This window comes from Streptomyces sp. CB02400 (assembly GCF_001905725.1).
GTDB lineage: Bacteria > Actinomycetota > Actinomycetes > Streptomycetales > Streptomycetaceae > Streptomyces > Streptomyces atrovirens.
In genome coordinates this window covers 593,949-606,808 of sequence record NZ_LIWB01000001.1, presented here as the reverse complement: position 1 = coordinate 606,808, position 12,860 = coordinate 593,949, and the positions used below count along the sequence as shown (strand labels likewise).

Genomic DNA, 12,860 nt, shown 5'->3' with positions numbered 1-12,860 from the left:
GCAGGCAGGTCTTCCTGGGAAGGAACACCTCGTCCCGCCCCGCACCAACGGCAATGCGCCGGGCTTGGTCACCGAACTCGGCCGACGGCGACGATGCGGATCGGTTCTCCGCGCTCCCGCCGGGCCAGGACGGCGGCGCGCTCGCCGTCATCGACCACCGGGCACCGCCCTCCGACCCGGCCGCGCTCAGCGCTGGTAGCGGGCCAGGACCAGGTTGCCGTCCTCCTCCAGCCGCTCGCGCAGCTCGTCGAGACCGATCGCGCCGCTGTAGTACTCCTGGAGCGCCGGGGTGGCGACCTTGTCCTTCCATTCGGGGTAGCCCCGTACCGTCTGCGCGGGGGCCGGGCGCAGGTGCGCGGCGAGGGCCGTGCCGGTGGCCCAGCCGTGTTCGGCGGTGCGCAGGGCGGGGTCGGCGAGGGCCCGGCTGCCGGTGGGCAGCATCCAGTCCCCGAGGGCGAGCCGGACCATGTTCTCCGGCCGGAGCAGGAAGTCGAGGAAGGCCACGGCCTCCTCCTTGTGCGGGCAGTCCTCGGCGACGGAGAGGGTCTGCGGGCTGACGCCCTGGGTGAGTCCGCCGGCTCCGGCCGGGGCGGGCAGCACCTGCCAGTCGAAGCCTTCCGGCGCCTGCTGGACGATCTGCTGGCGGTAGGAGAAGCCGAGCGGCACCATCGCGTACTTGCCGGCGAAGAAACCGGGCAGGGTGTCGGAGCCGCCGCTGCCGAGCGTGGTGGGCGAGGCGCTGCGGTCGGTGTTCACCTGCTCGTGGACGGTGCGCGGGACGACCTCGTCGCCCTCCTCGAACCGCACGGTCACCTTGCCGTCGTCGCCCCGGTGGAAGAGCCGGCCGCCGGCCGAGAGGGACAGGTTGAGCGTGGCGGACACCGGCTCCTTGAGCGGCCAGGCGACGCCGTACCTCCCGTCGCCGCCGAGCCGCTTCGTCACCCGGCGGAACTCGTCCCAGCTCCATGGGGCTTCGGGCGTCGGGACGCGGACGCCGGACTCCTTCAGCCAGGTGGCGTTGGCGATGAGCACGCGCGGTTCCTGGAGGAAGGGCACGCCGTAGACGCCGTCGTCGAAGGTGACGGTCTCCCAGCCGCGGGGCGGGATGTCGGACTTCAGCCGCCCGGGCAGCAGCTCCGTCAGATCGGCCAGGTAGCCGCCGTAGGCGAAGTCGGCGAGGTCGTCGGAGGCGTCGTGGATGATGTCGGGGGCCTCGCCGCCCTCGAAGGAGGTGAGGAGCTGGTCGTGGACGCTGTCCCAGCTGCCCTGGACGTACTCCACCCGGATGTCCGGGTGGGCCGCGTTCCACTCCTCGACGAGTTCCTTGTTGGCCTCGACGGACTCCTCCTGCCAGGCCAGGGACTGGAACCGCAGGGTGATCCGGCCGTCGTCGCGGGTGCCGCCGGAGGAGCAGCCCGCGAGGAGCAGGGCGACGGCGAGCGCCGTCACGAGGATTCTGGTCCGCATCAGCTCTTCACCGCCCCGGCGAGCACGCCGCCCGTGATCCGCCGCTGGATGATCGCGAAGACGACCAGGGAGGGCAGCGTCGCGAGGAACGCGGCGGCCGCCAGCGGGCCGAGGTCGGCGACTCCCTCGGCACCGATGAAGTGGGTGAGGACGACCGGCAGGGTCTGTTTCTCCGGGGTCTTGAGCAGGACGAGGGCGAAGAAGAACTCGTTCCACGCGGTGACGAAGGCGAACAGCGCGGTCGCCACGATCCCCGGCGCGAGCAGCGGCACGGTCACCGACACCAAGGTCCGCAGCCGCCCGGCCCCGTCGACGGCCGCCGCCTCCTCCAGCTCGGCCGGTACGGCGCGGACGTATCCGGTGAGCATCCACAGGGCGAAGGGCAGCGCCCAGACCACGTAGACCAGCACCAGGCCGGGCACGGAGTCGATCAGCCGCAGGTTCTTCAGCACCAGGAAGAGCGGGATGATCAGCAGCACGAACGGGAACGCCTGGCTGACCACCACCCAGCCGGTGGCGGCCCGGGCGAGCGCGGTGCGGTGACGGGCCATCACATACGCCGTCGGGGTGGCGACGACGACGGCGACGACGGCCGACGCGAGCGCGGCGAGCAGGGAGTTGAGGGCGGCCCGCAGCAGCGGCTGTTCGTCGAAGGCCTGGCGGAAGTTGGCGAGGGTGGGGTCCTGGGGGATCCAGGTCGGATGCAGACTGGCCAGCTCGGTCGGCGGCTTGAAGGCGGTGGAGAGCAGCCAGAGGAACGGGAAGGCGAGGAAGACGAGATACGCGAGCAGCGCGGCGTACTGGCCGACGCGGGCGCCGGTGGAGGTCCTCATGCCGTGTCACCTCCCCGGAGCCGGCCGGCGAGGAAGACGGCCAGCGCGATCGAGACGGCGGCGACCATGACGCAGCCCATCGCCGCCGCGTAGCCGAACTGCCCGTAGCGGAAGGCCTCTTCGTAGGCGAAGAGCATGGGCAGCCGGGTGCGTCCGCCGGGGCCGCCGTTGGTCAGCACGTAGACCAGGGCGAAGGAGTTGAAGTTCCAGATCAGGTTGAGCGCCGTGATGGCGAGGGCGACGGGGCGGATGGCGGGCCAGGTGACCGTCCGGAAGCGGCGCCAGGCGCCGGCGCCGTCCACCGCCGCCGCCTCGTGCAGCTCGCGCGGGGTGTTCTGGAGCCCGGCGAGCAGCGCGACCGTGGTCTGGGGCATTCCGGCCCACACGCCGACGACGATCACCGCGGGCAGGGCGGTGGCGAGCCCGCTGAGCCAGTCCCGGCCGTCCCCCAGGCCGAGGTCGCGCAGTGTCTCGTTGAGGATGCCGGCGTCCGGGTTGTAGACGATCCGCCACATGATGCCGACGACGACCTCGGGCATCGCCCAGGGGACGATCGCCAGGGCGCGGGCGAGCCAGCGCAGCCTCAGGTCCTGGTTGAGCAGCAGGGCCAGGCCGAGCGCCAGCAGGAACTGCGGCACCGTCACCCCGACGGCCCACACCAGGCCGATGCGGAACGACTCCCAGAACAGCGTGTCGTGCAGCAGGTCCTGGAAGTTGAGGGTGCCGATCCACCGGGTCGGCTCGGTGCGCCCGGACTGGGCGTCGGTGAAGGCCAGCAGGACGCCGTAGAGCAGCGGGCCGACGCTGAGGACGAGGATCGGGATCAGCGCGGGCAGCACCAGGAACCAGGGGCCGTGGTCGACGGCCCGCCCGGTTCCGCGGCTCGGGTCGGGCGCGCGGGGTGCCGGTCTCCTCACCTCGGTCACTGACGTCACGGAATCAGCCCCTTTGCGCGGCGCGGGTGGGCCAGGTCATGGTCGTGAAGGCGTCCTGCCTCGTCAAGGCACCGCGCACACCGCCGCCACCTGTGCGAATGCGACACTGGCCGACGGATGGCCGGATCCCGGCGGTCGGACGGGGCCGGTGATCGGGCGTGGACGGACATGGAGGCGGACGGATGGACGAGGCACGGGCGCGGGACGTACTGGCGGCGGCGGGAGTGCTGCCCGGTGCGGCGGCGGACGCGCGGCTGCTCGCCCTCGGGGAGAACGCGGTGTTCGCCGCCGGTGACCTGGCCGTCAAGGTGGGCCGAGACGCCGAGCTGCTGGAGCGGGCCCGCCGGGAGCTGGCCGTCGCGGGGTGGCTGGCGGAGGAGGGCGTGCCGGCGGTGCGGGCGGCCGAGCCGGAGGCGCTGCTGGTCGACGGGCACCCGGTGACCGTGTGGCACCGGCTGCCGGAGGCGGTGCGGCCCGCCGGGCCACGGGATCTGGCCGAACTGCTGCGGCTGGTGCACGCGCTGCCCGCTCCTGGCTTCTCCCTGCCGCCCCGCGAGCTGCTGGGCGGGGTGGAGCGCTGGCTGCGGCTCGCGGGCGACGCGATCGACCCCGCGGACGCGTCGTATCTGCGCGAGCGGCGCGACGGTTTCGCCTCTGCCGCCGCGGCACTGACCCCTCACCTGCCGCCGGGCCCCGTCCACGGGGACGCGCTGCCCCGCAATGTGCACATCGGGCCGGACGGGCCGGTCCTGGTCGACCTGGAGACCTTCTCGGCCGATCTGCGCGAGCACGATCTGGTGGTGATGGCCCTCTCGCACGACCGCTACGGGCTGCCGGACGAGGCGTACGCGTCCTTCACCGGCGTCTACGGCTGGGACGTGCGCGCCTGGGAGGGCTGCTCGGTGCTGCGCGGCGCGCGGGAGACCGCAAGCTGTGCCTGGGTCGCCCAGCACGCGCCGGGCAACCCCAAGGCGCTGGCCGAGTTCCGGCGCCGGGTGGCGTCGCTGCGGGACGGGGACGAGACCGTGCGCTGGTATCCCTTCTGATCCGGACGGCCCCTCCGGCGCGTCAGACCCGCTCGCCCGCCGGCTCCCGCAGCGGCCAGGTGCCGTCGATCACCGCGGTGGTGTCGCCCTTGCGGCGCAGGAAGTCCTGGAAGTCCGCCGCCCATGCGGCGTACCACTCGATCTGGCGGCGGTGCAGCTCCGCCGGGTCGAGGGCCGCGACCGCGGGGTGGCGGCCGGCTATCGCACAGGCCAGCCGGGCCGCGGCGAGGGCGTCGGCGGTCGCGTCGTGCGCCGCGTCGAGGACGACGCCGTACTCCGCGCAGACCGCTTCGAGGTTGCGCTTGCCGCGCCGGTAGCGGTCGACGGAACGGTCGATGGTGTACGGGTCGATGACCGGGCCGGGATCGGCGCCGCCCAGGCGGTCGCGCAGGGACGGCAGTCCGTACCGCCGCAGTTCGGCGGAGAGCAGGGACAGGTCGAAGGCGGCGTTGTAGGCGACGACCGGGACGCCCGCTCTCCAGTGGGCGGTGAGGACGTCGGCGATGGCGTCGGCGACCCGGTCGGCGGGGCTGCCCTCGGCGGTCGCCCGCTCGTTGCTGATGCCGTGGACGGCCACCGCGTCCTCCGGGATCGGTACGCCCGGGTCGGCCAGCCACTCCCGGCGGCCGACCGGCTCCCCCGCCCTGACCTCGATCACGGCCCCCGTGACGATCCGTGCCTCGCGCGGGTCGGTACCCGTCGTCTCCAGGTCGAAGCCGATCAGCGGCTCCCGGTGCCAGCCCATGGGCTGTCCCCCTTCTGTGTGGTGCGTTCCCCCAGTGGTTCCCACCTTCGCACGCACCACTGACAATCAGAGGATCGCGTTCCGCTTACCGGCCCCGACCCGGGGCGTTCACGACACCGGGCGCGAATCCGTCCACATCAGCTCGAATTCCTCGCGGTAGGTGGGGAACAGCCCGCCTTCCTCGGCTTCTCCCGGCTTGACCACTTTGGTCCCGTTGCGCAGGACCAGCACCGGTGCCTCCATGCCCCGGGCCCGGCGCAGATGGTTCTGCACGACCGCGATGCCGTCCGACCCGTCCCCGTCCACGAGGTAGGCGGTGCAGCGGGGCGTCTCGTCGTAGACCTGGATCTCGAAGGCGCCGGGGTCGCGCAGCCGGGAGCGGACCCGGCGCATGTGCAGGATGTTCATCTCGACGCTGCGGCCGAGCTCGCCGCGCTTGAGGCCGAGTTCACGCTCGCGGCGCTTGACCGCGCTGGAGGCCGGGTTCAGGAACAGCAGCCGCACCCGGCAGCCGGACTCCGCCAGCCGCACCAGACGGCGCCCGGAGAAGTTCTGCACCAGCAGGTTGAGGCCGATGCCGAGGGCGTCGAGCCGACGGGCCCCGCCGAAGATGTCCTCGGCCGGGAACTGGCGCAGCAGCCGCACCCGGTCCGGGTGGACGGCGACCACGTCGGCGTACCGGTCGCCGACCAGGTCCTCGACCGCGTCGACGGGCAGCCGGCGCGCGGACGGCACGTCGCCGCCGGCGCCGAGCATCTCCAGCAGCCGCGCGGAGGCCCGCTCGGCCTGGCTGAGGACCGCCTCGGACAGCGCGCGGTTGCGGGAGACGACGTTGCGGGTGACCTCCAGCTCGTCCAGGGCGAGTTCGACGTCCCGGCGGTCGTCGAAGTACGGCTCGAAGCAGGGCCAGTGCGCCACCATCAGCTCGCGCAGCTGCGGCAGCGTGAGGAAGGACAGGACGTTGTCGTCGGCCGGGTCGAGCAGATAGCCCTTGCGGCGGCTGACCTCGCGCACCGCGACCGCGCGCTGCACCCACTCCTGTCCGGCGGGCCCGGCGGCGGCGACCACCCAGTCGTCGCCGTGCACGGGCTCGTAGACGGGCCGCAGCACGGCCGCCACGACCGCGCGCAGCCGCTGCTCGACGAGGTTCAGCCAGATGTAGGCGCGGCCGGCCCGCTGGGCGCGGGTGCGCACCTCGCGCCAGGCGTCGGCGCCCCAGTCCAGCTCCGGCCCGATCGAGCCCGCGTCCATCGGCCGTGCCAGGGACACCGCACCGGGCGGGACGTCCGTGGAACTGCTCCCCTCGTGACCGTCGTCACCAGGGGGGAGTTCCAGCCCTCCCGCGCCCACCCGCTTACCGCCTTCCGCTCCCCCGAGTACTCCCGTCCTGACGATCAAGGAGAGTACTCCGCCAGCGGCGCACGGTGCAGCCCGATGGACAGGGTCGTTTCCCAACTTCCCGCAATCACGGGACCGTTCCGCCCGGAGCGCCCCCGGGAGTGAGCTGATTCATAGCGGGATGAGCGGCGGGCACGGGTCATCGGACCCGGTGGGCCTGGGTAGAAGGTTGTTCCCGTCCGTTCGGGGAGACACGGAAACACTCGGAGCCAAGGCGCCCCACCGGCGCCGTACACCTGAAAGAGTCGTATCCATGCAGGTCTGGCCTGGCGAGGCGTATCCGCTCGGTGCCACGTACGACGGCGCCGGAACGAACTTCGCGGTCTTCACGGAGGCCGCGGACCGAGTGGAGCTGTGTCTGCTGCACGACGACGGCTCCGAGACCGCGATCGAACTGCGCGAGAGCGACGCGTTCGTGCGGCACGCGTACCTGCCCGGGGTCATGCCCGGGCAGCGGTACGGCTTCCGTGTGCACGGGCCGTACGCCCCCGAGCGGGGGCTGCGCTGCAACTCGGCGAAGCTGCTGCTCGACCCGTACGCGCGTGCGATCAGCGGGGAGATCGACTGGGGCGAGGAGGTGTACGGCTACCACTTCGACGACCGCGACCGGCGCAACGACCTCGACTCCGCGCCGCACACGATGACGTCGGTCGTGGTCAATCCGTACTTCGACTGGGGCGACGACCGGCGCCCCCGTACGGAGTACCACCACACGGTGATCTACGAGGCCCACGTCAAGGGTCTCACCATGCGTCACCCGGGGCTGCCGGAGGAACTGCGCGGCACCTACGCGGCCCTCGCACACCCGGCGGTGATCGAGCACCTGACCGAGCTGGGGGTGACGGCGCTGGAGCTGATGCCGGTGCACCAGTTCGTCAACGACCACCGCCTGGTGGACATGGGCCTGAACAACTACTGGGGCTACAACACGATCGGTTTCTTCGCCCCGCACAACGCCTACGCGTCCTGGGGCGACCGGGGCCAGCAGGTGCTGGAGTTCAAGTCGGCGGTGAAGGCGCTGCACGAGGCCGGGATCGAGGTGATCCTGGACGTGGTCTACAACCACACCGCCGAGGGCAACCACCTGGGCCCCACGCTGTCCCTCAAGGGCATCGACAACCCGTCGTACTACCGGCTGACCGACGACCCCCGGTACTACATGGACACGACGGGCACGGGGAACTCCCTGCTCATGCGGTCCCCGCACGTACTACAAATGATCATGGACTCGCTGCGGTACTGGGTCACCGAGATGCACGTCGACGGGTTCCGCTTCGACCTGGCGGCGACCCTCGCGCGGCAGTTCCACGAGGTGGACCGGCTGTCGTCGTTCTTCGACCTGGTGCAGCAGGACCCGATCGTCTCCCAGGTGAAGCTGATCGCCGAGCCGTGGGACGTGGGCGAGGGCGGCTACCAGGTGGGCAACTTCCCGCCGCTGTGGACCGAGTGGAACGGCAAGTACCGCGACACCGTGCGGGACCTGTGGCGGGGCGAGCCGCGCACGCTCGCGGAGTTCGCCTCCCGGCTGACCGGCTCCTCCGACCTGTACCAGGACGACGGGCGCCGCCCGCTGGCCTCGATCAACTTCGTCACCTGCCACGACGGCTTCACGCTGCACGACCTCGTGTCGTACAACGACAAGCACAACGCGGCCAACGGCGAGGACAACCGGGACGGCGAGAGCCACAACCGGTCCTGGAACTGCGGCGCCGAGGGCGAGACCGACGACCCGGACGTGCTGCGGCTGCGGGCCCGGCAGATGCGCAACTTCATCGCCACGCTGATGCTGTCCCAGGGCGTGCCGATGATCAGCCACGGCGACGAGGTGGCCCGCACCCAGCGCGGCAACAACAACGCCTACTGCCAGGACAACGAGCTGGCCTGGCTGGACTGGCCCGCGCCCGGCGAGGGGGAGGACGGCGGGGAGGACCCGCGCCGGCGGCTGCTGGAGTTCACCCGCGCGATGGTGTGGCTGCGCAAGGACCACCCGGTGTTCCGGCGGCGCCGCTTCTTCCACGGCCGGCCGGTGGAGGGCACCCACGACGACCTCTCCGACATCGCCTGGTTCACTCCCGAGGGCGCGGAGATGACCCAGCGGGACTGGGACTCCGCGCGGGCGTCGGCGCTGACGGTGTTCCTCAACGGCAACGCGATCTCCGAGCCCGGACAGCGCGGGGAGCGCATCACCGACGACTCGTTCCTGCTGATGTTCAACGCCTCGCCGAAGCCGCTGGACTTCGTGGTGCCGGTCGACCACGGCCGGCAGTGGCAGGTGGTCGTCGACACCGCCCGCGCGGACGGCGTCCCGCCAGGGACCGGACCGAAGGTGACGGCCGGCACCCGGCTGACCCTGACCGACCGCAGCATGACGGTGCTGCAACGGCCGACGTAGGCGGGCGCGCGGCCCCTTACGTTTTCCGCCACCGAACGGAGGAGCGATGACACGAGAAGCGGCCACGCGGGTACGTAGGTTCCCATGACCCCTGAGCGACCTGACCCGGCGGTGCCCACGGCCACCTACCGGCTGCAGCTGCAGCCCGGCTTCCCGTTCCAGGCGGCGGCGGACGCCGTACCGTACGTGGCCTCGCTCGGCGCGTCCCACCTGCACCTGTCGCCCGTCCTGGAGGCCGTGCCCGGCTCGCAGCACGGCTACGACGTGGTGGACCACACGCGCGTGCGCGAGGAGCTGGGCGGTGAGGAGGGCCTGCGGGAGCTGGCGCGCACCGCACGGGAGCACGGGCTCGGCCTGGTCGTGGACATCGTCCCGAACCACATGGCGATGTCCCCGCGCCACAACCCCGCCCTGTGGGAGGTGCTGCGCGACGGCCCCGCGTCGCGCCACGCGCGGTGGTTCGACATCGACTGGGAGGCGCAGGGCGGCCAGGTGCTGCTGCCGGTGCTCGGGGGTCCGCTCGGTCAGGAGGCCGAGCACCTGAAGACCGACGGCGACGTGCTGCGCTACTACGACCACGCGTTCCCGCTCCGCGAGGGGACGGCCGGACTGCCGCTGCCGGAACTGCTGGACGCGCAGTGGTACCGCCCCGTGTGGTGGCGCCTGGCGCGGACCGAGCTGAACTACCGGCGGTTCTTCAGCATCTCCGAGCTGATCGGGGTGCGGGTGGAGGATCCGGAGGTGTTCGAGGCCACGCACGCCAAGATCCTGGAGCTGCTCCGGGAGGGCGTGTTCGACGGGCTGCGCGTCGACCACCCCGACGGGCTGGCCGACCCCGACGGCTATCTGCGGCGGCTGCACGAGGCCACGGGCGGCCGCTGGACGGTGGTGGAGAAGATCCTCTCCGACGGGGAGCCGCTGCCGGCCTCCTGGCCGGTCGCCGGCACCACCGGCTACGACGCCCTGCGGCACGTGGACGGGCTGTTCACGGACCCGGCGGGGTTCGGGGAACTGCTCGGCCGGTACCGGCGGTTCGCGGCCCCGCAGACGGACCGGGGCGGCGACTGGGACGCCACGGTGCGCCGGGCCGCGTACAAGGTGCTCACGCACGAGCTGGCCACCGAGATGGACCGGCTGACCCGGGTGGCGGGCCGGCTGTGCGCGACCGCCCCGGAGACCGGGCTGCGCGACCGCGCGCCCTGGGCGCTGCGCACCGCCCTCCGGGAGCTGCTGGTACGGCTGGAGGTGTACCGCCCCTACGCCTCCGTGGACGCGGCCGGTGTCGTCACCGAGGAGGCCGCCGCCGAGGCCCGGCTCGCCTTCGCCGTCCCCGAGGAGGCCGGGGCGGTGGACGTCGTACGGGACCTGGTGCTCGGGCGGTACGGGGACGGCGCGCAGTACGTGGAGTTCCGTACGCGGTTCGCGCAGACCGCGTCGGCGCTGCGGGCCAAGTCCGTGGAGGACACGGCGTTCTACCGCTACGTGCCGCTGCTGTCGGCGACGGAGGTGGGCGGGAACCCCGGTGACCCGGCGGTGTCCCCGGAGCGGTTCCACGCGTACTGCGCGCGCGTGCAGCGCGACTGGCCGTCGACCGGGACGGTCGTCTCCACGCACGACACCAAGCGCAGTGCCGATGTGCGGGCGGCGCTGCAGGTGCTCACCGAGTGCCCGGAGCGCTGGGCGGACGTCCTGGCGGAGGTCACCCGCGCGGGCGAGGGCGTGCCGGACGCGCAGTTGGCGTGGGCGGCCTGGCAGACGGTGTTCGGGCTCGGTCCTGCGGAGGAGGAGCGGGTGCGCGGGGCGCTGCTGAAGCATGTGCGGGAGGCGGGCCTGTACACGAGCTGGACGGAGCAGGAGCCGCCGTACGAGGAGGCGGTGGCGCGGTTCGTGGCGGCGGGGCCGTGCGGGGTGCCGGGCGAGCGGGTGGCGGCGTTCCGCGCCTCGCTGGAGGCGCACATCCGGGCGAACGTACTGGGTACGGCGCTGGTGCAGCTGACGATGCCGGGGGTGCCCGACCTCTACCAGGGCACGGAGCACGAGTACCGGGCGCTGGTCGACCCGGACAACCGGCGGCCCGTCCGGTTCATGGACGACGGGAGCGACGGGAGCGGCAAGGAGGCGGTGACGCGGGCGGCGCTGCGGCTGCGGGCGCGGCGGCCGGACGTCTTCGGTGACACGGCCTCGTACGAACCGCTGTCCGCCGAGGGGCCCGCGGCGGCGCACTGCCTGGCCTTCGTGCGCTCCGGCGAGGTGCTCACTGCCGTGACCCGGCTGTCGCTGCGGCTGGCGGAGGCGGGCGGCTGGCGCGACACCCGCCTGCCCCTGCCACCGGGACGGTGGGCCGACGTGCTGGAGACGGGACGGGAGTTCGGCGGGCACGCGCGCGTGGCGGAACTGCTCGGGCGCTCACCCGTGGTGCTGCTGGAGCGGCTCCCGGACTGAGCGCCCTTGACACCGCCTCCCCGCCGTGGGGTACTGCGCAATGCGGATTCGGGTGGTGTGACGGGGGGTGGGTCCGCTGCTGGAGCTGCGCTATCCGACGGTGGCCGAACTGGTCTCCGCCGCCCGCGCGCTGGCGGCCGGGTCGCCCGGTCTGTGCGTCCTGCGGCAGGTGGGGGTCTCCCGCGCGGGCCGGCCGTTGCACCTGCTGTCCGTCGGACACGCGCGGCAGGCCGTGCTGGTGGTCGCCGGCGCCCACGCCAACGAACCGGCCGGCGGGGCCACGCTCCTCGCGCTGGCCCGGCGGACGGTTCAGGAACGGGAGCTGCGCGACGGCACGTCGTGGCACTTCCTGCTGTGCGCGGACCCCGACGGGGCGAGCCTCCATGTGACGCCTGCGCCGCGCAGTCTGTACGACTACCACCTGGGGTTCTTCCGTCCCTCGGGGCCGGAGCAGCCGGAGTGGGCGCCGTCGGTGCTGCCGCCCGGCCGGCTGCCGCCCGAGACCCGGGCGCTGACCGGGGTCATCGACGAGGTGCGGCCCTATCTGCAGGTGTCCCTGCACGGCACCGATCTGGGCGGTAGCTGGGTGCAGTTGACGAGGGACGTACCCGGGCTCGCGGAACCGTTCGCCAAGTCGGCGGCGCAGCTGCACATTCCGGTGGAGACGAGCGCCTCGGACGCGGCGGGCTGGCCGGCGTCCGGTCCCGGGGTGCATGTGATGCCGGCGGCGGGGGCCGTGCCGGCCTATCCGAGCCTGACCGACGACGCGCGGCACAGCACCTGGCACCACGCCCACCGGTACGGCGGTCTGACGGCGGTGATCGAGGTGCCGATGTGGGCCGGCGACCTGGTGGACGACACGGCGCCGCATCCGGACCCGGACGCGGCGCTGCGCCGTCTCGCGGACCGGCTGCTGCGGGACGCGGATGAGGTGCGGCGGGTGCTGGAGGAAGCACGGCGGGTGGAGGGAGACAGTCCGCTGCTGCGGGCGGCCACCTGGGGGCTGGAGCTGGTGCCGGGGCTGGCCGCCGACCTGGTCCGCACGCCGCCCGTGGACGGTACGCGGGCGTATGTGGGGAGCGTGGACGCGTTCGTGCGGCGGGTGCCGTTGAGGGCGGCGGCGATGTTGCGGCGGGCGCTGCGGGAGAGTGACGCGGGGGCGGCGGCTCGGCTGGAGGGGCTGGTCGCGCGCTGGAGCGACGCGTTCGCCGGGCGCTTTCGGGCTCGGTGGGTGCCGGTGGAGCATCAGGTCGAGCACCAGTGCCGTACGGTGCTGGTGACTGCGCGCCAGGCGCGCGAACAGACCCCCTGACGTAGCTGCTGGGCAGCCGTGCCTCCCCCAGTGCCTCAAGGGCCTGGGAGGTGCCCCCGGGGCGATGGGGGTGCCCCCGCTCGTGCGAAGCCGAGAGTGGGGGAGGGTGGGCGCAGCGGCACCCCGCCAGCGCCGGGGCGCGTACCTTCCAGACGGACCGCGAAGCAGCGCGCCGGCCCAGGTGCTCGCGTGTGTCGGTGCTGGGCGGGGGCACTACGCAGCCCGGCGATGGCGGGGTGCCGTCGCGCCCACCCGTGCCGCCCCGGCGGCACGGCTGCCCGCGGGAGCGG

At 73.1% G+C, this 12,860-nt stretch carries 9 protein-coding genes; 4 read left to right on the top strand and 5 right to left on the bottom strand.

What is annotated here, in order from left to right; genetic code table 11:
- Positions 1-186: 186 nt before the first annotated feature.
- The 3 genes from AMK33_RS02500 to AMK33_RS02490 are packed head-to-tail and all read right to left on the bottom strand — an operon-like array spanning position 187 to position 3,235.
- Positions 187-1,467 (bottom strand): ABC transporter substrate-binding protein, encoded by a 1,281-nt coding sequence (locus AMK33_RS02500; protein ID WP_073930999.1) that lies wholly within the window; start codon positions 1,465-1,467, stop codon positions 187-189.
- Complete coding sequence (locus tag AMK33_RS02495; protein ID WP_073930998.1) at positions 1,467-2,300, bottom strand: carbohydrate ABC transporter permease; 834 nt, start codon at positions 2,298-2,300, stop codon at positions 1,467-1,469. Before AMK33_RS02495 ends, AMK33_RS02500 begins: the two co-directional genes overlap by 1 nt.
- Positions 2,297-3,235: a carbohydrate ABC transporter permease gene (locus AMK33_RS02490; RefSeq protein WP_073930997.1), complete on the bottom strand. Its 939-nt coding sequence runs from the start codon at positions 3,233-3,235 to the stop codon at positions 2,297-2,299. The genes AMK33_RS02495 and AMK33_RS02490 overlap by 4 nt, the downstream gene beginning before the upstream one ends.
- Before the next feature lie 182 nt (positions 3,236-3,417).
- Here AMK33_RS02490 and AMK33_RS02485 point away from each other — a divergent pair, with 182 nt between their 5' ends.
- Positions 3,418-4,281 carry an aminoglycoside phosphotransferase family protein gene (locus AMK33_RS02485; RefSeq protein WP_073930996.1) on the top strand — a complete coding sequence of 288 codons (864 nt, stop codon included), beginning with the start codon at positions 3,418-3,420 and terminating at the stop codon, positions 4,279-4,281.
- A gap of 22 nt (positions 4,282-4,303) precedes the next feature.
- On the opposite strand, the gene AMK33_RS02480 is transcribed toward AMK33_RS02485, so the two are convergent.
- Together AMK33_RS02480 and AMK33_RS02475 are read right to left on the bottom strand one after the other, a co-directional pair.
- Positions 4,304-5,026, bottom strand: coding sequence for a 3'-5' exonuclease (locus tag AMK33_RS02480; RefSeq protein ID WP_073930995.1), 723 nt, complete (start codon positions 5,024-5,026; stop codon positions 4,304-4,306).
- Between the two features lie 108 nt (positions 5,027-5,134).
- Positions 5,135-6,376, bottom strand: a complete 1,242-nt coding sequence (locus tag AMK33_RS02475) for an SAV2148 family HEPN domain-containing protein (RefSeq protein ID WP_073930994.1) — start codon at positions 6,374-6,376, stop codon at positions 5,135-5,137.
- 301 nt (positions 6,377-6,677) lie between these two features.
- Between AMK33_RS02475 and glgX the strand changes: the two genes are divergently transcribed.
- The 3 genes from glgX (at position 6,678) to AMK33_RS02460 (ending at position 12,570) form a co-directional block, all read left to right on the top strand.
- Positions 6,678-8,816 (top strand): glycogen debranching protein GlgX, encoded by a 2,139-nt coding sequence (gene glgX / locus AMK33_RS02470; protein WP_073930993.1) that lies wholly within the window; start codon positions 6,678-6,680, stop codon positions 8,814-8,816.
- An 84-nt stretch (positions 8,817-8,900) separates the two neighbouring features.
- Positions 8,901-11,258 (top strand): malto-oligosyltrehalose synthase, encoded by a 2,358-nt coding sequence (gene treY, locus AMK33_RS02465; protein WP_073930992.1) that lies wholly within the window; start codon positions 8,901-8,903, stop codon positions 11,256-11,258.
- 67 nt (positions 11,259-11,325) lie between these two features.
- Positions 11,326-12,570, top strand: coding sequence for a M14 family zinc carboxypeptidase (locus AMK33_RS02460; protein WP_073930991.1), 1,245 nt, complete (start codon positions 11,326-11,328; stop codon positions 12,568-12,570).
- Positions 12,571-12,860 lie beyond the last annotated feature (290 nt).